General features: G+C 69.2%; 19 protein-coding genes. 16 read left to right on the forward strand and 3 right to left on the reverse strand.

Going from position 1 to position 19,027, the window contains the following annotated elements:
- Positions 1–8 precede the first annotated feature (8 nt).
- The 5 genes from HQK15_RS10855 to HQK15_RS10875 all read left to right on the forward strand — a co-directional run bounded on the left by HQK15_RS10855 (position 9) and on the right by HQK15_RS10875 (position 2,726).
- On the forward strand, positions 9–311 hold the full coding sequence (locus HQK15_RS10855) for a helix-turn-helix domain-containing protein (RefSeq protein WP_173491477.1): 303 nt from the start codon (positions 9–11) through the stop codon (positions 309–311).
- 25 nt (positions 312–336) lie between these two features.
- Complete coding sequence (locus HQK15_RS10860) at positions 337–531, forward strand: DUF3046 domain-containing protein (RefSeq protein WP_173491478.1); 195 nt, start codon at positions 337–339, stop codon at positions 529–531.
- A gap of 1 nt (position 532) precedes the next feature.
- Positions 533–937 carry a hypothetical protein gene (locus HQK15_RS10865; protein WP_173491479.1) on the forward strand — a complete coding sequence of 135 codons (405 nt, stop codon included), beginning with the start codon at positions 533–535 and terminating at the stop codon, positions 935–937.
- A gap of 186 nt (positions 938–1,123) precedes the next feature.
- Entirely contained in the window at positions 1,124–2,203 is a 1,080-nt protein-coding gene (recA, locus tag HQK15_RS10870) for a recombinase RecA (RefSeq protein WP_217361590.1), read from the forward strand.
- 4 nt (positions 2,204–2,207) lie between these two features.
- Positions 2,208–2,726, forward strand: coding sequence for a regulatory protein RecX (locus HQK15_RS10875; protein WP_254450919.1), 519 nt, complete (start codon positions 2,208–2,210; stop codon positions 2,724–2,726).
- 46 nt (positions 2,727–2,772) lie between these two features.
- Here HQK15_RS10875 and HQK15_RS10880 read toward each other — a convergent pair whose 3' ends face one another.
- Positions 2,773–3,321, reverse strand: a complete 549-nt coding sequence (locus HQK15_RS10880; protein WP_173491480.1) for a PadR family transcriptional regulator — start codon at positions 3,319–3,321, stop codon at positions 2,773–2,775.
- A gap of 48 nt (positions 3,322–3,369) precedes the next feature.
- Between HQK15_RS10880 and HQK15_RS10885 the strand changes: the two genes are divergently transcribed.
- The 11 genes from HQK15_RS10885 (at position 3,370) to HQK15_RS10935 (ending at position 13,828) form a co-directional block, all read left to right on the forward strand.
- Positions 3,370–4,452 carry a WD40/YVTN/BNR-like repeat-containing protein gene (locus HQK15_RS10885; RefSeq protein WP_173491481.1) on the forward strand — a complete coding sequence of 361 codons (1,083 nt, stop codon included), beginning with the start codon at positions 3,370–3,372 and terminating at the stop codon, positions 4,450–4,452.
- A 95-nt stretch (positions 4,453–4,547) separates the two neighbouring features.
- Entirely contained in the window at positions 4,548–5,009 is a 462-nt protein-coding gene (locus tag HQK15_RS10890) for a hotdog fold domain-containing protein (protein ID WP_173491482.1), read from the forward strand.
- Between the two features lie 32 nt (positions 5,010–5,041).
- Positions 5,042–5,482 (forward strand): hypothetical protein, encoded by a 441-nt coding sequence (locus HQK15_RS10895; protein ID WP_173491483.1) that lies wholly within the window; start codon positions 5,042–5,044, stop codon positions 5,480–5,482.
- 51 nt (positions 5,483–5,533) lie between these two features.
- Positions 5,534–6,589 (forward strand): lipase family alpha/beta hydrolase, encoded by a 1,056-nt coding sequence (locus HQK15_RS10900; protein ID WP_173491484.1) that lies wholly within the window; start codon positions 5,534–5,536, stop codon positions 6,587–6,589.
- Between the two features lie 66 nt (positions 6,590–6,655).
- Positions 6,656–7,078 carry a VOC family protein gene (locus tag HQK15_RS10905; protein ID WP_173491485.1) on the forward strand — a complete coding sequence of 141 codons (423 nt, stop codon included), beginning with the start codon at positions 6,656–6,658 and terminating at the stop codon, positions 7,076–7,078.
- 143 nt (positions 7,079–7,221) lie between these two features.
- Positions 7,222–8,688, forward strand: a complete 1,467-nt coding sequence (miaB, locus tag HQK15_RS10910; RefSeq protein ID WP_173491486.1) for a tRNA (N6-isopentenyl adenosine(37)-C2)-methylthiotransferase MiaB — start codon at positions 7,222–7,224, stop codon at positions 8,686–8,688.
- Positions 8,689–8,742: 54 nt separating this feature from the next.
- A complete protein-coding gene (locus HQK15_RS10915) occupies positions 8,743–9,870 on the forward strand; it encodes a hypothetical protein (RefSeq protein WP_173491487.1) in 1,128 nt (375 codons plus the stop codon).
- A gap of 118 nt (positions 9,871–9,988) precedes the next feature.
- Positions 9,989–11,647: an alpha/beta hydrolase gene (locus tag HQK15_RS10920; protein WP_173491488.1), complete on the forward strand. Its 1,659-nt coding sequence runs from the start codon at positions 9,989–9,991 to the stop codon at positions 11,645–11,647.
- Positions 11,648–11,735: 88 nt separating this feature from the next.
- Entirely contained in the window at positions 11,736–12,302 is a 567-nt protein-coding gene (locus HQK15_RS10925; protein WP_173491489.1) for a DinB family protein, read from the forward strand.
- Positions 12,303–12,363: 61 nt separating this feature from the next.
- Entirely contained in the window at positions 12,364–12,705 is a 342-nt protein-coding gene (locus tag HQK15_RS10930) for a YciI family protein (RefSeq protein ID WP_173491490.1), read from the forward strand.
- Between the two features lie 121 nt (positions 12,706–12,826).
- Positions 12,827–13,828 carry a DUF222 domain-containing protein gene (locus HQK15_RS10935; RefSeq protein WP_173491491.1) on the forward strand — a complete coding sequence of 334 codons (1,002 nt, stop codon included), beginning with the start codon at positions 12,827–12,829 and terminating at the stop codon, positions 13,826–13,828.
- Positions 13,829–14,040: 212 nt separating this feature from the next.
- Here the strand turns inward: HQK15_RS10935 and HQK15_RS10940 are convergent, their stop codons facing one another.
- The gene (locus HQK15_RS10940) at positions 14,041–16,050 is read right to left on the reverse strand and encodes a YhgE/Pip domain-containing protein (RefSeq protein ID WP_173491492.1); all 2,010 of its coding nucleotides are present in this window, start codon (positions 16,048–16,050) and stop codon (positions 14,041–14,043) included.
- Entirely contained in the window at positions 16,050–18,944 is a 2,895-nt protein-coding gene (locus HQK15_RS10945) for an MMPL family transporter (protein ID WP_173491493.1), read from the reverse strand. The genes HQK15_RS10940 and HQK15_RS10945 overlap by 1 nt, the downstream gene beginning before the upstream one ends.
- Between the last annotated feature and the right edge of the window lie 83 nt (positions 18,945–19,027).

A 19,027-nucleotide genomic window follows, 5' to 3' on the forward strand; every position in this document is an offset into this window, starting at 1 on the left:
GGTTCCCGATGACCGCGATGCGTCAGCTCGTCGGCGAGGTGCTCCGCGCGCGCCGGATCTCCCAGGGCCTCACGCTGCGTGACGTCTCGGGCAAGGCCCGGGTCAGCCTGGGCTACATCTCCGAGGTCGAACGAGGCCAGAAGGAGGCCAGCTCCGAGCTGCTCGCCGCCCTGGCCGCAGCCCTCGAGGTGCCCCTGTCCAAGGTGCTGCTCGACGTCAGCGCGATGCTCGAGATCGAAGAGGCCTCGGTCGACCAGATCGCCAGCATCTCCTCGATCGCGCCGGGCGACGTGTCCGCCTCGGCCGCCTGATCCTCCTGTCGATCGGGCGCGACGCATGAGGCACAGCGAGTTCTGGGACCGCATGGACCGGCACCTGGGTCGCGGCTACGCCCGCGTGTGGGCCGACAGCCACGTCATGGCTGTCCTCGGCGGACGCACCGCGACGGAGGCGCTCGAGGCGGGCGAGGACCCCAAGACCGTCTGGCGTGCCGTCCACACCACGCGCGGGCTCCCCGCGTCCGAGCGCTGACGTGGGCGACACGAGCGCTGGCGGACGCGGCTACTGGGCGAGCCAGATGATCGTCTGCCTGCTCTTCGGGATCGGGGGAGTCGTGTACGGGTCGATCGTGCTCGCGACCGACTTCGAGCCCGAGAAGGGCCGCGGCCTGATCGGCTTCCTGATCGGGGTGATGTTCCTGTGGACATTCCGGTGGCTCGTGAAGGCCTACCGCAAGGGCGGTCCGACGGGACGCGCCGTCTACGCCTGGGCGATCACCCAGCACGAGTACGTACCCGTTCGACGCGTCGACGGCGACCTGCACAAGATGGCGATCGCCGCCAGGGCCCGCGACGGGCTGCTCACGATCGACGAGCTGCGCGCGCTCCAGGCGCTGCGGCCGGACCGGCCCTATCCCGGTGAGTGGCCCACCGGCTGAGGCGACACGCCCGTGCGACACGCGGACGAACATGCTTCGCATCGAACATCTGTTCGTATAGGCTCGTGCACAGGTTGGACGTCTGAAGGACGACATCCACAGGCGGGTCGATGAGGCCCACTTATGTCTGAGGGTCCTTCTAACGTCGTCGATGACCGGCCACCCACGAGCAGAAACGGATCCACCATGGCACAGCCCAACAGCTCCATCGCGACGAGCAAGGACAAGGACAAGTCCCTCGAGAACGCGATGGCCCAGATCGACCGCGCCCATGGCAAGGGAGCCGTCATGCGACTGGGTGACCAGGCCCGTGCGCCGATCGAGGTCATCCCCACCGGCGCCACGACGCTCGACATCGCGCTGGGCATCGGCGGTCTGCCGCGCGGGCGCGTCGTCGAGATCTACGGCCCGGAGTCCTCCGGAAAGACCACGGTCGCCCTGCACGCGGTGGCCAACGCCCAGCGTGCCGGCGGCGTCGCGGCGTTCATCGACGCCGAGCACGCGCTCGACCCCGACTACGCTCGCAAGCTCGGCGTCGACACCGACGCGCTGCTGATCTCGCAGCCCGACAGCGGTGAGCAGGCCCTCGAGATCGCCGACATGCTCATCCGGTCCGGTGCGCTCGACATCATCGTCATCGACTCCGTCGCAGCCCTCGTGCCCCGCGCCGAGATCGACGGCGAGATGGGTGACAGCCACGTGGGTCTGCAGGCTCGTCTGATGAGCCAGGCGCTGCGCAAGATGACCGGTGCGATCAACGGCTCGGGCACCACGGCGATCTTCATCAACCAGCTGCGCGAGAAGATCGGCGTCATGTTCGGCTCGCCCGAGACCACGACGGGCGGCAAGGCGCTGAAGTTCTACGCCTCGGTCCGCCTCGACGTGCGCCGCATCGAGACGCTCAAGGACGGCACCGACATGGTCGGCAACCGCACCCGCGTCAAGGTCGTCAAGAACAAGCTCGCCCCGCCGTTCAAGCAGGCCGAGTTCGACATCATGTACGGCCAGGGCATCAGCCGCGAGGGCAGCCTGATCGACGTGGGCGTCGACATCGGCCTCGTCCGCAAGGCCGGCGCCTGGTACACCTACGAGGGCGACCAGCTGGGCCAGGGCAAGGAGAAGTCCCGCCAGTTCCTCAAGGACAACCCCGACCTGGCCGAGGAGCTCGAGAAGCGCATCATGGAGGCCAAGGGCATCGGCCCGCAGGCCGACAAGCCGGCGCTCGAGATCGCCCCGGAGCCCGACCTCCCGGCCACCGAGTTCTGATCGGATGCCACGCACTCCTGTCGAGGAGATGACTCCCGACGAGCTGGCGAGCTTCGCGAAGGAGATCGTGATCCGCAAGCTCAGCGAACGGGCGCACAGCCGCAGCGATCTTGCTTCGGCACTGGCCCGCAAGCAGGTGCCTGAGGGGGTCGTCGAGGCGACGCTCGCCAAGTTCGAGGCGGCGGGGCTGATCGACGACGAGGAGTTCGCGCGGTCGTGGGTGCAGTCGCGCCAGCGCAGCAAGGGGCTGTCCTCCCGGGCCCTGGCCAACGAGCTGCGCACCAAGGGGGTCGACGACGAGATCTCCAAGGAGGTCCTCGGCGAGCTCGACCCCCAGGTCGAGCGGGAGTCGGCGCACCGGCTGGTGCAGACCAAGCTCCGGTCGATGAGCCGGCTCGACGACACGACCAAGATCCGCCGCCTGACCGGCATGCTGGCCCGCAAGGGCTACGCGCCACAGGTTGCCTTCGACGTCGTGCGCACCGAGCTCGGTGCGGAGGCCGCTCCGCTCGAGAGCATGTGAGGGTGGTGCCGCCGGGCCTGTGGCGTCGGCAGGGGGCTGACCGGGCTTAGAGCTTGCGGCGCAGGTCTGCGACGATCGCGTCCTCGGAGTCGTAGTAGGCCAGGCCCCAGTCGGCCACGTGGGCGGGGAAGGCGACGGCGGGGTAGTCGCCGAGCATCTCGCGCACGGCCTCGAGCTCGGCACGCCGGTCGGCGAGCGCTGCCTCGTAGGCGTCGAGCATCGCGCTGACCTCGCCGGGACCCATCAGGCTGCCCATCATGAGGCGCAGCGCGATGGGGTGCTTGAGCACCGGGAAGTCCTGCTCCGACGTGTGGAGCCATGTCGTGAGCGCCGTGCGGCCGTCGTCGGTGATGCGGAAGCGACGGGTTGTCCGCTGCCCGGAGGTGTCATCGATCGCCTCGACGAACGACTCGCGGCGCAGCCGGTCGAGCTCGGTGTAGATCTGGCTCATGGCCGGCGACACCCAGTAGAACCGCAGCGTGCGGTCGGCGCGCTGCTTGAGCTCGTAGCCGGTGAGTCCGTCCTCGGAGGTGGCACGGTCGAACACGAGCAGGCCGAGCAGGGCGTACGACGTCGTTAACAGGGAAGTGGTCACGCACCTAGCGTACTGTTCCAGTTAGGAACATACCCGGAGGCGATGACGATGGCCGAGACGATCCTGCTGGCGGGCACCCGCAAGGGCCTGTTCATCGGCCGCTCCGACGAGGCGCGTGAGCAGTGGTCCTGGGACCCGCCCGCCTTCGCGATGGAGGAGGTCTACGCCGTCGCTGCCTCGTCTCGCGACGCCGGACCCCTCGTGCTGGTCGGGTCGACCCACGTGCACTTCGGCCCGGCGGTCTATCGCTCGGACGACGGCGGGCGGACGTTCGGGCGGTCCGACCCGGCGCCGGTGCGGTTCCCCGAGGGCCTCGGGGCCAGTGTCGAGCGCATCTGGCAGCTGTGTCCGTCGCCCTGCGAGCCCGACGTCGTCTGGGCCGGCACGCAGCCCTCGGCGCTGTTCCGCTCGGTCGACGGTGGACGCTCCTTCGAGCTCGTCCGCAGCCTCTGGGACCACCCGCACCGCCCCGAGTGGGGCGAGGGGTTCGGTGGCCAGGCCATCCACACGATCGTGCCGCACCCCACCGACCCCGCCGTCGTGACGGTCGCGATGTCCACGGGCGGTGTCTATCGCTCCGAGGACGGCGGCGAGAGCTGGACGCCACACAACCACGGCATCCGCACCGACTTCCTGCCCGGCGACCCGCCGGAGTTCGGCCAGTGCGTCCACAAGGTCGCGGTCGACGCGGGCGACCCTGACCGGCTCTACGCCCAGAACCACGGCGGCGTCTATCGCAGCGACGATGCCGGCGAGTCGTGGTCGCCGATCGCCGAGGGCCTGCCGTCCGACTTCGGCTTCCCGATCGTGGCGCACCCGCACCGTCCCGGCACGATCTACGTCTTCCCGCTCGTGGGCGGCGACGAGCGCTTCCCGCCGCAGGGCAAGCCGGCGATCTGGCGGTCCGACGACGCCGGCGAGACGTGGCGCGAGACCGGACCGGGGCTTCCCGCCGAGGCGTGGACCGTCGTCCTGCGCGATGCGTTCGCCACCGATGCCGCCGACCCGGTGGGGCTCTACGTCGGCACGCGCCACGGGGCGCTGTGGGTCAGCAACGACGAGGGCGGCACCTGGGCCGAGGTGCGGACCGGCCTGCCCGACGTCTGCACGGTGCGCGCCGCGGTCGTGTGACGGCTTGGTGTGACGGCTCGGTGTGACAGCCTGGTGTGACGCAACAGGCCGCTGACCTGCAGACATCTGTGGTTACCTGTGGGTAACATGTGGGCATGTCATCGACCCTGGACCTCTACAAGCGCGTCACGGCTCTCCCGCAGGGCAAGCGCCTCTTCTCCGTCCTCTACGGCCAGAAGGCGCCCTACTTCGCCTCGATCCACATGATGGTCGAGGAGATGAAGCCGCACCTCGGCCAGATCGTCATCCCCAAGCGTCGGTCGGTCAAGAACCACATCGGCACGGTGCACGCCATCGCCGCGTGCAACGGGCTCGAGGCCGCGATGGGGCTGCTGGCCGAGGCCACGTGCCCCGACGACATGCGGTGGCTGCCCAAGGGCATGGACGTGAAGTACCTCGCGAAGTCGACGACCGCGCTCACCTGCACGGCCGAGACGACGGCGGCCGACTGGGCGGGCGCGCCGGACGTGCCGGTCAAGGTCAAGGCCGTGACGACGGACGGCACGGTGACCGTCGAGGGCATCATCCACCTCTGGGTCGTGCCCAAGAAGGGCTGAGACCACGGGCCGGGTGCCGGACATCCTCGGTCATGAGACGTCATCGGATCCTGGTCGCCCTCAGCATCGTCGCTGCAGGGGTGGTGGGTGCCGGTCCGGCACAGGCCCTGAGCTGCGCACCGATCGGCCAGTGGCGCTCTGACGCCCTCGTGCTGGGAACCGTGGCTGCGCAGCGCGACGTGAGTGATCGCGGCGTCGAGGTCCGGCTCCGGGTCGACGAGGTGTGGTCGGGCGATGTGCCGGCCGCGGTGTGGCTGACCTACCAGTCCCTCTATCCCGATCCTTTCCCGCAGGTGGGGCGGGCCTACGTCGTGGCGTTCGACGACGACCGTGCGGTGAGCAACTGCTCGATCGTGTCGATCACGTCCCCGGCGGCGCAGGAGGCTCGGCCCGACGTCGTACGTCCGCCGACAGGTCTGGGCTGGGCGTCCCTGATGTGGTGGCAGGTCGGCCAGGCGCTGACGCCGACGTAACGCGGGTCACACCGGGTCGTTGAACCTCCAGACCCACGAGAGGACCACGGCATGGGGCATCACCGGATCGCAGCGACCCTGATCAGTGCGACGGCGGTGGTGCTGACGTTCCTCGTCGGTGCGACGCCGGCTGAGGCGGCGAGTCCCTACGCGCCCCTTGATCGTCCCGGTCCGCGACTCTCGGTGAAGACGGCGACGCTCGACGCGGCGCTGGAGTGCCACGGTGACCTCAAGGGCTCGCGGCTCCAGCCGGTGCTGCTCAACCCGGCGACGGGCGTGACCGTCGACCAGAACTACTCGTGGAACTACGAGCGCGCGTTCACGGCGCAGAAGCGTCCGTGGTGCGCGATCCACATGCCGTCGCGCACGCTCGAGGACATCCAGGTGTCGGGGGAGTACCTCGTCCGCGCGATCCGGACGATGCACGCGAAGGCGGGCCGTCGCATCGCGGTGATGGGCCACAGCCAGGGCGGCATGTCGATGCGGTGGGCCCTGCGGTTCTGGCCCGACACCCGCAGAATGGTCGACGACGTCATAGGGATGGCCGGGTCCAACCACGGGTCGACCGCCCTCCCGTCCTGCATCCCGAGGCTGACGACGTGCATGCCGGCGGTGTGGCAGCAGCAGTCCACGGCGAAGTTCATCGCCGCCCTCAACAGCCGTGCCGAGACCTTCAAGGGCATTTCCTACACGCAGATCTACACCCGCACCGACGAGGTCGTGACCCCGAGCACCAACAACGCCACCGCATCGTCCGCGCTGCGCACCGGGCAGGGGCGCATCACCAACGTCGCGACGCAGGACGTCTGCCCGCTCGAGGTCTACGAGCACCTGACGGTCGGGACGATCTCGCCGACGGCGTACGCGCTGGCGATCGACGCGCTCGACCACGACGGCCCCGCGAAGCCGTCCCGCATCGCGCGGTCGACCTGCCTGAAGCTCTACCACCCGGGTGTGGACCTGCTGAACCTGCAGAACTACCTGCAGGTGCTCGCCGGTGCCCCGGGTCTGCTCAGCGTGCCGCTGCCGAGCGTCAACCTGGTGGGCGTGCGCCAGCTGCCCGCCGAGCCTCCGCTGCGGTGCTACACGTCGGCGAAGGGCTGCTGAGCGGCTCCTCGGCAGGCGGACCGCGACGACCCGTGCGAACGTGGGAGGACCCGACCAAGGAGCCTCATGCCCGTCACCGTGACCGACTACAGCCACGTCCGCCTCACCGTCTCCGACATCGCGACCTCGCGAGCATTCTACGACTCGGTGTTCGGCTTCGACGTGGCCTACGAGCTGCCCGACGGCGCTGACCAGGCGACCCTCGACCAGCTGTGGTTCCTGTTCGGGGGAGTCATCTACAGCTTCCCCGGCGGTCTGCTGGGCCTGCGTCCCGTCGCGGACGACGGCGACACGTTCCACGAGGACCGCACCGGTCTCGACCACCTCAGTTTCTCGGTGCCCGACGTCGCTGCTCTCGAGCACGCCGTCTCGGTGCTCGACGGTCTCGGCGTGCCCCACGAGGGCATCAAGGACCTCGGTGCGATGGCGATCCTGGAGTTCCGCGACCCCGACAACATCGCGCTGGAGCTCACCGCCCCGAAGGCCTAGGGCGCGGCCCCACGCCGAAAGTGTGCGCGTCTGCACCGGCAGGGCGTCCGGAACGGTGCAGAGTCGCACAGTTCCGGAGAGGGGCCGTGCAGGATCGCACACTTTCGGGGATGGGCGGGCGGCCCACGTACCATTGACCAGTCATGACGAAGACCTACGAAGTGCGCACCTACGGCTGCCAGATGAACGTGCACGACTCCGAGCGCCTCGGCGGACTGCTCGAGACGGACGGCTATGTCCGCGCCGAGGACGGAACGACCCCTGACCTCGTGGTGTTCAACACCTGCGCCGTGCGCGAGAACGCCGACAACAAGCTCTACGGCAACCTCGGCCACATCGCCTCGGTCAAGGAGAAGAACCCCGGCATGCAGATCGCCGTCGGCGGCTGCCTGGCGCAGAAGGACCGTGACACGATCACGAAGAAGGCGCCCTACGTTGACGTCGTCTTCGGCACCCACAACATTGGCTCGCTGCCGGTGCTGCTGGAGCGAGCCCGCATCGCCGAGGAGTCGCAGGTCGAGATCCTCGAGTCGCTCGAGGTCTTCCCCTCGACGCTGCCGACCAAGCGCGACTCGGTCTTCGCCGCGTGGGTCTCGATCAGCGTCGGGTGCAACAACACCTGCACGTTCTGCATCGTCCCGGCGCTGCGCGGCAAGGAGAAGGACCGTCGCCCCGGCGACATCCTCGCCGAGGTGCAGGCGCTGGTCGACGACGGCGTGGTCGAGGTGACCCTGCTGGGCCAGAACGTCAACGCGTACGGCGTCGAGTTCGGCGACAAGCAGGCGTTCGCCAAGCTGCTGCGGGCCTGCGGCGAGATCGAGGGCCTCGAGCGGGTCCGGTTCACCAGCCCGCACCCCAAGGACTTCACCGACGACGTCATCGCCGCGATGGCCGAGACGCCCAACGTCATGCCGCAGCTGCACATGCCGCTGCAGTCGGGCTCTGACCGCGTGCTCAAGGCGATGCGGCGCTCCTACCGGCAGGAGAAGTTCCTCGGCATCATCGACCGTGTTCGCGAGGCCATGCCCGACGCGGCGATCACGACCGACATCATCGTGGGCTTCCCGGGCGAGACCGAGGAAGACTTCGTCCAGACCATGGAGGTCGTCCGCAAGGCGCGGTTCACGAGCGCCTTCACGTTCCAGTACTCCAAGCGACCCGGCACGCCCGCCGCCGACCTGCCCGACCAGCTGCCCAAGGAGGTCGTGCAGGAGCGCTACATGCGCCTGGTTCAGGTCGTCGACGAGGTCGCGTGGGCCGAGGCCCAGAAGCAGGAGGGGCGGGTCGTCGAGCTGCTCGTCGCCGACCACGAGGGCAAGAAGGACGGCGAGACGCATCGCCTGACCGGTCGCGCGCGCGACAACCGCCTCGTCCACTTCGTGCCCGGCGACCACGACGTGCGTCCCGGCGACATGGTCGAGGTCCGCATCACGTACGCGGCGCCGCACCACCTGGTCAGCGACGATGCGCCCATCTCGTTCCGGCGCACCACGGCCGGTGACGCGTGGGAGTCGCGGCAGGGCAAGACGGAGGTACGGTCGGTGGGCCTCGGCATGCCGTCGCTCGGCGTCCCGGCCCCGCTGCCACCGGCACCGTCGTGCGCCGTGTGACACCCTGAGGCCCAGCCGCTCGTTCCAGCGGCCGCAGCACCAGGGGGGAACCGCATGAGCTCGACACGCCATCGTCTGTTCGCGGGCGCGACCATGACCGCCGTGCTCACCGTCGCGGCGTGCGGCACCGGCGGTGGCTCCGGCACGTCCAGTGACGTCCCCATCACCCAGCGGGCGATCGCCGCCGTCGCGCTGGAGCAGCTGCCGGACGGTCCCAGCACGACAGAGGCGACGTTCACCGACGACGAGGATCCTCAGGGCGCCCTCGGCGCCGACATCCGTTACGGCGGCGACGCCGAGACGAAGATGCAGGGCGATCTCCTGCGGGTCTACATCTCGCCGCAGGTGGCCAAGGACCCGTGCGACGACGACTACCTCGCCGGCTGCGAGGAGCGGGAGGTCGACGGCGGCACGCTCGTCCTGAGCTGGCAGGAGGAGGAGCCGGAGGAGGACCCCGGCTACGTCGCGGTCAGCCTGCAGAAGGACGACCAGGAGATCTCGGTCAGCTGGTCGGGAGACACCATCACCGGCGACCCGCGGGAGCAGGACCTGCGCATCTCGGTCGAGACCATGGAGAAGATCGCCCAGGACGGACGACTGGGCCTCACCACCTCGCAGGCGACGATCGACGAAGGTGCGGCGCTGAAGGACTGGGACGGCGGCGAGCCCGACCCGGCGGCCTTCGACCGCGTCCCGTCGACCGACGAGTCGCTGATCAACAGCTTCTGGTCGGCGCACGGAGGCTACGGCGCCTACAGTGCCCGCAGCTCGTCACCGCTCAAGGAAGACTTCGGACCCGGCGCCGTGGGCGGACGCTTCGAGGCCGAGAAGAACCCTGATCAGCCAGCCCAGACCATCGACGTCCTGGCCTCGCCCCAGGGACCGGCCTGGCTGGCCGCGGACCCCTGCGACACCAAGAGGTTCGCCGGCCACTGCGTCGAGCACCGGGGCGGTCGCTACTTCGCGTGGGTGCCCGGACCGGCTGCTGACGGAGGTGAGGTCTGGATGTTCGGGCTGCGCGACGACGAGGTCGTGGCCATCCGCTCGTCCGGCTACACCGTGCCCGAGGATGAGGAGAAGGCCCGGATCTGGTCCGACTGGTACTTCCTCGACTCCTATCTCGACCACGAGACCTTCGGTCTGGAGACCGACCAGGAGATGCTCGACCTCGACCTCGGCTGAGGGCCGGATCGCCGGAGTCATCGTTTCGACACCATTTGCCTGTTGCCACCTGCAACCAACGGTGGCAGCGTGATCGCGTCGGTCCTGCACAGGGCGGGACCCTCCTACGGGGGGATTCATGCGCAAGAAACTCATCGGGACGGTCATGGCAACAGCCGTGGCCGCTCTCACGCTGAGCGGTCCGGGCATCACCACGGCCCAGGCCACCACGGCCAAGCCCGCGAAGATCACGCCGATCTCGTGGCACACCTGCACCAACGCGACGCTGAAGTCTGCGGGCGCCCAGTGCGCCAAGGTCCAGGTGCCGCTCGACTGGTCCAAGCCGCAGGGCAAGCAGATCAAGATCGCGATCTCGCGGGTCAAGCACACGGTCTCCAAGAGCAAGTACCAGGGCGTCATGCTGGTCAACCCGGGCGGTCCCGGCGGATCGGGCCTGATCTACTCGGTGCTCCAGGGCGCCATCCCCGACTACAAGGGCAAGACGGTCGGCGGCGCGTACGACTGGATCGGCTTCGACCCTCGCGGCGTCGGTGACAGCGAGCCGAAGGTCTCCTGCAACGACGACTACGCGGGCTACAACCGGCCCCAGTACGACCCGTCAGCCCAGTTCCCCTACACGACCTACAAGGTCACCGATCCGTGGCCGGCGCGCACCAACGCCTACACCGACGCCTGCAAGGCCAAGAACACGTCGGGCATCCTCAAGCACCTGACGACCAAGGACGTCGCGAAGGACATGGACCTGATCCGCAAGCGCCTCGGCGCGAGCAAGATCAACTACTACGGGTTCTCCTACGGCACCTACCTCGGCCAGGTCTATGCCTCGCTGTTCCCCGAGCGCACCCGTCGCCTCGTGTTCGACGGCACCGTCGACCCGCGGGACGTCTGGTACGACGCCAACCTCAACCAGGACGTCGCGTTCGACCGCAACATCAACATCTGGTTCGGCTGGCTCGCCAAGTACGACAGCACCTACCACCTGGGCAACACCAAGGCCGAGGTCCGCAAGCTCTTCTACGACACCCGTGACGCGCTCTACGCCAACCCGGTGACGGCGCCCGGCGGCGATCACGGTGGCAGCGACAAGCTCGGTGGCAGCGAGTGGACCGACGCGTTCCTCTACGCCGGCTACTACGAGTCGACGTGGACCGACCTCGCGTCGACGTTCTCGGCGTACGTCAACGACGACGACGTCGCGGCCTTCGAGTCGTCCTATCTCGACGCCTCCGGTTTCGGCGACGACAACGGGTACGCGGTCTACACGGGCGTCCAGTGCACCGACACCTCGTGGCCGAAGTCGTGGACGACGTGGAAGAAGGACAACGACGCGATCGCCAAGATCGCACCGTTCGAGACGTGGAGCAACGCCTGGTACAACGAGCCGTGCCGTCACTGGCCGGCACCGTCGCGCACCCCGAAGAAGATCAACGGCTCGAAGGTCAAGAGCCTGTTGATGCTCAACGAGACGCTCGACGCAGCCACGCCGTACCCGGGCAGCATCCAGGTCAGGAAGCTGTTCCCCAACGCGAGCCTCGTCGCGACGAAGGGTGGCACGACTCACTCGAACTCGCTGGCCGGCTACCCGTGCGTCGACGACAAGATCGCGCGCTACCTCTACAACGGGGGAGTGCCGACGCGGACGCGGGGCAACCACGCCGACGCCTACTGCAAGGCGATCCCGCAGCCGGTGCCCGAGAGTGCCTCGGCGAAGTCGCAGCGCAAGTCGGTGACCGAGCAGCTGAAGCTCGAGCAGCAGAAGCTGGCGGCGCCGCGCTGAGTGGACGGTGGTGACGGCGCGGGCCGGACGAGCATCACGCTCGTCCGGCCCGTGGCCTTTTGTCCCCCGGCGGGGGCAGGATGGGGACATGGGTGACGTCAAGGACGATCTGCACGCCAAGCTCGTCGAGGTTCGTGGCGCGCTGATGTCGGCTGTCGAAGGCGTCAGCGAGCACGACCTGCGTCGTCCGCTCACGCCGACCGGCACCAACCTCATCGGCCTGGTCAAGCACCTCGTCGGGGTGGAGCACGTCTATCTCGGCGACTCGTTCGGGCGGCCCGCCCCCGATGTCCTGTCGTGGGTGGCGGACGGCTCGGTGTGGGACGGCGCCGACATGTGGGCGACGGCCGACGAGTCGAGCGACGAGATCCTCGCGCTCTACCGCCGTGCGTGTGCTCACGGCGACGAGACCGTCGCGCTGCTCGATCTCGATGCCCCGGGACGGGTGCCGCACTGGAACCCCGCGACCGCCGACACGACCTTGGGGTACCTGCTGGTCCGGATGGTCGGCGAGACGGCCCAGCACGCCGGGCACGCGGAGATCGTCCGCGAGCTGGTCGACGGTCGCACGGGCTCCGACACCGGCACGTCCGGCACGGACTGGCCGGCCTACGTCGCCACGATCGAGGCCGCCGCACGCCCCTTCGCTCCGTGAGGCCGCCCCGCCCATTGAAAAGCCCCACCCCGCCCCTTGAGCCCGTCGAAAGGACCATCCCATGACGAAGTACCTGATCTCGTTCCCCAGCGAGGCGATGGTGGTGCCAGACGACGAGCTCGATGCGGTGGTCGAGTCGTCCCATGCCGTCATCGAGGAGGCCAAGGCGGCCGGCGTGTACGTCTTCGGCGGGGGCATCGACGAGGGCGTCGCCCCGGTGCGGGTGTCCGCTGACGGCACCGTGACGGACGGCGCCTACCCGGGACGCACGGTGCTCAACGGAGGATTCACCGTGCTCGAGCTGCCGTCGCGGGAGGCGGCGCTCGAGTGGGCGGCCAGGATCGCCGCTGCCTGCCGCTGCGAGCAGGAGCTCCGGGAGTTCGGCTACGACCCGGCCAGCTGACACAGACGGTCGTCACTGGACCAGTCTTGCAGGCAGTCCGACGGTCGAAATGCATCATCATTGCAGTGCTTTGTGGACCCAAGATCTTGTGATCGAACACCTGTTCGAGTATTCTGGGGGTATGAATCCGCAGCCGACGATCGAGGCGATGCGCACTGCTGCGCTCGCGCTCTCGTCGGGTGACGTGCGGGAGTCGTTGCATGCGGTGCAGGCTGCCCAGGACGCGTTGGATGCGGCGAAGTCGATGTTGCTGGCGGAGCTGCAGGCGTCGAAGGAGTTCGAGCTCGATGGTGCGTCGACCCTGAATGCGTGGGTCCGCAACCAGCTGAGGTTGAAGCCGGGTCAGGCGTCGATCCTCGTTCGCAACGTTCAGGCGTTGGCCGATCTTCCGGGAGTTGCTGAGGCTGCTCTGGCCGGGAAGATGTCGGCGTCTCATGTGGCGGTGTTCGCCTACGGGTTGCGGCACATCGGGTTGGAGTCGATGCGCGAGTTCGAGGCGGAGTTCGTCGAGGTCGCGTTGGCGCGAGCACCGGGGGACTTGTTCGAGGCGGTGAAGCATCTGCAGGACGTGCTTCATCCCGAGGATCTGGATGAGAAGTACTTGGACGGGATGGAGAAGGAAGACTTCTCCATCGACGCCCTGCCCGATGGTTTCCATGTGACCGGTTTCCTGAACACCGTCACCGGGTCGAAGCTGAAGAAGGCCATCGACGCGTTGTCGGCTCCGAAGGACGCTGACGACAAGCGCACGGGTGCGCAGCGGCGGGTCCAGGCGGTCGACGATCTCGCCTCTGCGTTCCTCGGTTCGGGTCTTCCGGCCGACAAGGGCGTGAAGCCCCACATGTCGGTCTTCGTCGACGCGGAAACGCTCGCTGCTGCGGCCGAGCACGTGGAGCGGGCCACGAAGAAGCCTTACCTGAACCCGCCTCCGATGCCGGCAACCGAGCCGGCTGTGTTGGCCGGTCACGGTGCGATCGGTCCGCAGCTGTTGATGATGTTGACGTGCATGGCGGCTGTGACGCCGATCGTGCACACGGTGCAGGCCAACCCGTCGGACGTCACCACAGGCCGAGCGAAGCGAGGCAGGTGCCCGGGCGAAGCCCGGCAGCGACGTAGTCGCTGATGCGGCGAGGGACGAGCCGCGCACTCCACCTGGTGCACCGCAACCTGCTGCAGATCAGCGGGGACGCTGTGTCCGGGTTCGTGTTCACGACCCGCGACGGACGGCGGCTGCGCCGCCGACGACGAACCGGCTACCGCCGAGCCGCCTGACCAGCCTGGTCCGGTGGCCCACCGGCACGCCCGGACACAGATCGGGGACTCCGGTCTCGGAATTCAGACCTGCAGGGTCGGGTGGAGCCGGGCGATCGTGACCGTCTGGCGACGCCGCGCGGCGATCACCGTGACGCCCAGCGCCAGCACCGTGAACAGCCCGAGCACGAGGAAGTCGCGCAGCACGCCGTCCGTGCCACCGGCGAGGGCGGCTCGCAGGCCGTGCACCGTGTAGGTCATCGGCAGCAGGTCGTGCAGCACGTTGAAGAACGGTGGCGCCGTCTCGATCGGATAGGTCCCGCCGGCCGACGTCAGCTGCAGGCTGACGAACACGAGCGCCGCGAAGCGTCCCGCCCCGCCGAACAGCGCCACGAACATCTGGTTGATGGCTGTGAAGACCGCCGCCGTGGCGAGGGACATGCCGATCAGCAGCCACTGGTTGGCCGGCGTGATGCCGAGGACCCCTTGGAGCACGACGAGCAGCAGGGCGACCTGGACGACCGAGACCGCGACGCCGGGCGCATACCCGGCGAGCGCCGTGCGGACGCTGCCGGTCGTCGAGGCGATCGCCCGGGCCGAGAGCGGCCGGAGCAACAGGTAGATCGCCATCGCGCCGACCCAGAGCGCCAGCGACATGAAGTAGGGCGCCAGCGCCTCGCCGTAGTTCTTGACCTCGTTGACCCGGTCGGCGGCCTCCTCGATCGGAGTGGCCGCGGTCTTCGAGAGGGTCTCGCGCTCGGACTTGTCGTAGTCGGGCACCTCGCCGCTGCCGTCGCGGAGCCCGTTGGTGAGCTTGAGGGCTCCGGCCGAGAGCTCGTTGGCCCCGTCGGCGAGCTGGCCCGCACCGTCGGACAGCTGGCCGGCGCCGGCGCTGACCTGGCCGGTGGCTGCGGCAAGGCGGCTTGCTCCGCTGGACGCCTGACCGATCGCGTCGACGAGCTGCGGCACGCTGGCGGCGAGCCGGGCGTTGCCGTCAGCCACCTGCTTCGAGCCGTCGGCGAGCTTCTGGGTGCCTGCCCCGAGGTCACGGGCCTGGCCACGCACCCCGCCGACGAAGTCCTTCAGGTCGCCCGAGCCGTCAGCGGCCTGACGAAGCAGGCTGCAGTCGAGGCCTTCGGGCTGGGCCGCCTCGCACTGGTCGGCCAGGGCGTCGAGGTTGCCGGCGAGCTCGTCGATGTCGGCGTCGGCGGTGTCGGTGGCCCCGAGGATGGCCCGGGTGACGCCCTGCACGGTGTCGTTGAGCTCGGCGTTGCCGTCGGCGACCTGGCGCGCACCGTCCGCGAGCTTCTGGGTCTGGCCGGGCAGGGGAGCGGTCCGGTCGTCCAGCTCGTCGAGGCCGCTGGAGAGCTGCTGGGCTCCGTCGTCGAGCTGCCCGGCACCGTCAGCGAGCTGGTCGGCGCCGTCGGCGAGATCGGACGCACCTCCGGCGAGCTGGTCAGCGCCGTCGGCCAGCTTCGCCGCCCCGTCCGCCGCGTCGTCGAGCGCGATCTTGATGTCGGAGAAGCTCAGGTAGACGTTGTCGAGATAGGTCTCGGTGACCTGGGCGTTGAGCGCTCCCTTGGCGGCCCGCAGGATCGTCTGCGCGATGGTGCCGTTGATGTAGTTGACGGCGTCGTTGGTCTGCAGGTCGAGATTGCCCTGGATCGCGTCGGCCGGGTCGCCGCTGGTCGAGGTCGCCGCCTTCGACAGGTTCTCGGGGATCGTCAGGACCGCCTTGTAGTCGCCGTCGGCAAGCCCCTGCTGGGCGTCCTTGGCGTCGGTCAGCACCCAGTCGTAGTTGTCGTCGTCGTCGTTGCTCACCAGGTTGCCGGCGAGCTGGCGCCCGACGGCGACGGGCTGCTTCTTGCCGTCGCGGCCGGTGATCTCGACGAGCTTGTCCTCGTTGACGACGGCGGCCTTGACGTGGTCGAGCCGCCCGGTCGGGTCGAGGTTGGCCCAGACGTACATCGCGCCGTAGAACAGCGGCACCAGCATCACGGCGACCACGGCGGCGCGGGTCAGGCGGCTGCGGCGGAACCGCGCGAGCTCGAACCAGGGGAGCGTGGGGGACGGCCAACGATTCAGGAACAGCATCAGAGCATCAACTCGTGGAGGGTGCGGGAGGTGTCCAGCTCCAGGAGGTGGAGCCGGCTGGGCGCGGTGTCATCGGGTGGTGAGGGAGCGGCGGAGGCCGACTGGACGCTCGCGACGAGCGTGACGTCGCGGTCCTCGAGCAGCCATGCCAGGGCCGACCAGAGCAGGTCGATGTTCTCCGACGACCGCAGGTCGTCGGCGTCGTCGACGATCACGATGCGCGGGTCGTCGGTCAGGGCGAGGACGACACCGAGCAGCTTGCGCTCGAGCCGGGTCAGCGACGACACCAGGGCGGTGCCCGCGAGCGGCTCGTACGGGACGCCCGCGTCGTCGTGCGCCCGTTCCAGCGCGTCGTTGAGCTCGGCGAGGATCGGGGAGATCCGGCCGCGACTGACCCAGAGCCCGAACGAGCGGATCGAGAGGCGTTCGGCGATGTGCTGGTCGATGCTGAGGTTGTCCTCGAGGTCGTTGAGGCCGGTCAGCTCGGCGAGCGCGACGCTGTGCCGCACGCCGGAGGCCTCCTGTGGCAGCAGGAAGCCGTTGACCCGCAGCCGCCCGCTGTCGTACGCCATGCGGCCGGCGAACGTCAGCAGCAGCGCGGTCTTGCCGGCGCCGCTGGGACCGTGCACGACGAGCCAGTCGCCGCGATCGACCTCGACCGAGACGTCGTTGTAGACCAGGCCCTCGGGCCCCGACACCGTGAGCGCGGCGGCGGAGATGGCCGCGGTCGAGTCGGGTCGCGGCCAGGCCTGCAGCTCGACCCGGCGGTGCAGGCCCTCGCCCTCGACGTCGACGTGGGGCAGGCGACGGTCCAGCGCGGCGGGCAGCGTCCAGGCCCGTCGGCCGAACAGCTCGAGCACGGCGGGAGCGAAGAGCATGCGGATCAGGAACGCGTCGACGAACACGCCGACGGCCAGGGCGAACGCGATGGGCTTGATGTTGGGGTCGCCCTCGGGCACGAACGCGGCGAAGACGGCGAGCATGATGACCGCCGCGGCGGTCACGACCCGTGAGCTGCCGACGAAGCCGTCGACGATCGCGCGGTGCGGGTCGCCGGTGCGGACGTACTCCTCCTTCATGCGGGCCATGAGGAAGACCTCGTAGTCCATCGACAGGCCGAACAGCACGGCCATCAGGATGATCGGCAGGAAGCTGATGAGGGGCCCGGTCTCCTCGAGGTGGACGAGGTCCATCAGCCAGCCCCACTGGAACACCGCGACCACGGCGCCGAACGACGCCCCGGTCGACAGCAGGAAGCCGAGCGTCGCCTTGAGCGGCACGACGATCGAGCGGAAGACGATCATCAGCAGCAGCACCGACAGGCCGACCACGACGATCCCGAACGGCAGCAGCGCGCTCTGGAGCCGGTCGGAGACGTCGATGCCGCCGGCGGTCAGTCCGGTGACGGCGACCGGGACGTCGTACTTCTCCTGCCACTCGGGCTCGCGGTCGCGGATCTGCTGCACCAGCCGGGTCGTGCGCTCGTCGGTCGCGCCTGTCGACGGGATGACCTGGATGATGCCGGTGTCGGCCGTGCGGTTCGGCGTCGCGAGGCCGATGCCGTCGACGCCCTTCATCGCGCGCAGGTCGGCGGCGATGCCGTCCACGACGCCGACCGGGTCGGTCGAGGAGATGATGTCGACGCTGACCAGCAGCGGGCCGTTGTAGCCGGGGCCGAAGTGCTCGTCGACGAGGTCGTACGCCACCCGCTGCGTGCTGCCGGCCGGGGCGGTGCCGTTGTCGGGCAGGGCCAGCTGCAGGTCCTTCGACGGGATCGTGACGACGGCCAGGCCGACCACCACGATGACGATCGCCAGCAGCGGGAAGCGGGTCGTGACCTCGGCCCAGCGCCGCGAGAAGCCTCCCGGCGGGTGGTCCGCGCTGGGCGTGAGGCGGGCGCCGGCGCGTCCGAGCAGTGCAGGCAGCACCGTCAGCGCGACCGCCACGGCGACGACGACCGACAGGGCCGCGACGGCGCCCATGATCGTGAGGAACGGGATGCGCGCGATCGCGAGGCCCAGCAGCGCGATGACGACCGTCACCCCGGCGAAGACGACCGCAGACCCGGCCGTCGCCACCGATCGGGCTGCCGCCTCCTCGGGCTCGACCCCGTCGGCGAGCTGCTCGCGGTGCCGCGACACGATGAACAGGGCGTAGTCGATGCCCACCGCCAGCCCGATCATCAGGGCCAGCAGGGGAGCGGTCGCCGAGATTGTGATGAAGCCGGTCGCGGCGATCGTGATCGCCGTCGTGACCATGACCCCCAGCAGGGCCGTGACGATCGGCATGACGGCCGCGCGCAGCGACCGGAACATCAGGTAGAGCACGACGAACGCGACGATCACGCCGATGACCTCGGTGATCGACAGCTGCGGCCCGGTGCTGGTGAAGACGTCGCCGCCGAACGCGATCGTGTAGCCGGCCTTCTTCAGCGCGTCCCCGGTGTCGACCAGCTGGGCGCGGTCGTCCGCGGTGACGGCGGTGAGCTTGCGGTCGAACTGCACCTGCACCTGCGCGGCGACCTTGTCCTTCGAGACGCCGATCGACGTCATGTCGGAGTAGGGCGACACGACGTCGCTGACGCCGTCGACCTTCTTCATGTCCGTGATCGCGTCGTCGATCAGGCGCCGGGTGCGCTGGTCGTCGACGGTCCGCCCGTCCGGGGCGACGACGACGAGATAGGCCGAGGCGCCGCTGAGTTCGGGGAACGTCCGCCCGAGCGAGTTGATCGCCTCCTGCGACTCGGTGCCGGGGATGTCGAAGGAGTTCTGGGTGCCGCTGCCGAGGCCCAAGGCGGCGACGCCGGAGACCAGCAGGATCGCGACCCACGCTCCGAGCACGCGACGGGGATGGCGGAAGGCCCAGCGGCCGAGCGAATAGAGGGAGGTCGACACACCAACACGATACGGTTGTGTATCCAATACGTCAATGTATCGAGTATGATGTCCACGTCACAGCGAGGTCGAGGTCCAGGAAG

Origin of the sequence: Aeromicrobium stalagmiti (genome assembly GCF_013283745.1) — a bacterium.
Taxonomy (GTDB): domain Bacteria; phylum Actinomycetota; class Actinomycetes; order Propionibacteriales; family Nocardioidaceae; genus Aeromicrobium; species Aeromicrobium stalagmiti.

Bases quoted from the DNA above. Each gene is read 5' to 3' on its own strand.
- HQK15_RS10855 (WP_173491477.1), top strand. From the start codon at position 9: ATGACCGCGATGCGTCAGCTCGTCGGCGAGGTGCTCCGCGCGCGCCGG.
- HQK15_RS10930 (WP_173491490.1), top strand. From the start codon at position 12,364: ATGACGAAGTACCTGATCTCGTTCCCCAGCGAGGCGATGGTGGTGCCA.
- HQK15_RS10920 (WP_173491488.1), top strand. From the start codon at position 9,989: ATGCGCAAGAAACTCATCGGGACGGTCATGGCAACAGCCGTGGCCGCT.
- HQK15_RS10885 (WP_173491481.1), top strand. From the start codon at position 3,370: ATGGCCGAGACGATCCTGCTGGCGGGCACCCGCAAGGGCCTGTTCATC.
- HQK15_RS10900 (WP_173491484.1), top strand. From the start codon at position 5,534: ATGGGGCATCACCGGATCGCAGCGACCCTGATCAGTGCGACGGCGGTG.
- HQK15_RS10915 (WP_173491487.1), top strand. From the start codon at position 8,743: ATGAGCTCGACACGCCATCGTCTGTTCGCGGGCGCGACCATGACCGCC.
- HQK15_RS10940 (WP_173491492.1), bottom strand. From the start codon at position 16,050: ATGCTGTTCCTGAATCGTTGGCCGTCCCCCACGCTCCCCTGGTTCGAG.
- miaB (WP_173491486.1), top strand. From the start codon at position 7,222: ATGACGAAGACCTACGAAGTGCGCACCTACGGCTGCCAGATGAACGTG.
- HQK15_RS10935 (WP_173491491.1), top strand. From the start codon at position 12,827: ATGAATCCGCAGCCGACGATCGAGGCGATGCGCACTGCTGCGCTCGCG.
- HQK15_RS10925 (WP_173491489.1), top strand. From the start codon at position 11,736: ATGGGTGACGTCAAGGACGATCTGCACGCCAAGCTCGTCGAGGTTCGT.
- HQK15_RS10890 (WP_173491482.1), top strand. From the start codon at position 4,548: ATGTCATCGACCCTGGACCTCTACAAGCGCGTCACGGCTCTCCCGCAG.
- HQK15_RS10875 (WP_254450919.1), top strand. From the start codon at position 2,208: ATGCCACGCACTCCTGTCGAGGAGATGACTCCCGACGAGCTGGCGAGC.
- HQK15_RS10905 (WP_173491485.1), top strand. From the start codon at position 6,656: ATGCCCGTCACCGTGACCGACTACAGCCACGTCCGCCTCACCGTCTCC.
- HQK15_RS10860 (WP_173491478.1), top strand. From the start codon at position 337: ATGAGGCACAGCGAGTTCTGGGACCGCATGGACCGGCACCTGGGTCGC.
- HQK15_RS10895 (WP_173491483.1), top strand. From the start codon at position 5,042: ATGAGACGTCATCGGATCCTGGTCGCCCTCAGCATCGTCGCTGCAGGG.
- recA (WP_217361590.1), top strand. From the start codon at position 1,124: ATGGCACAGCCCAACAGCTCCATCGCGACGAGCAAGGACAAGGACAAG.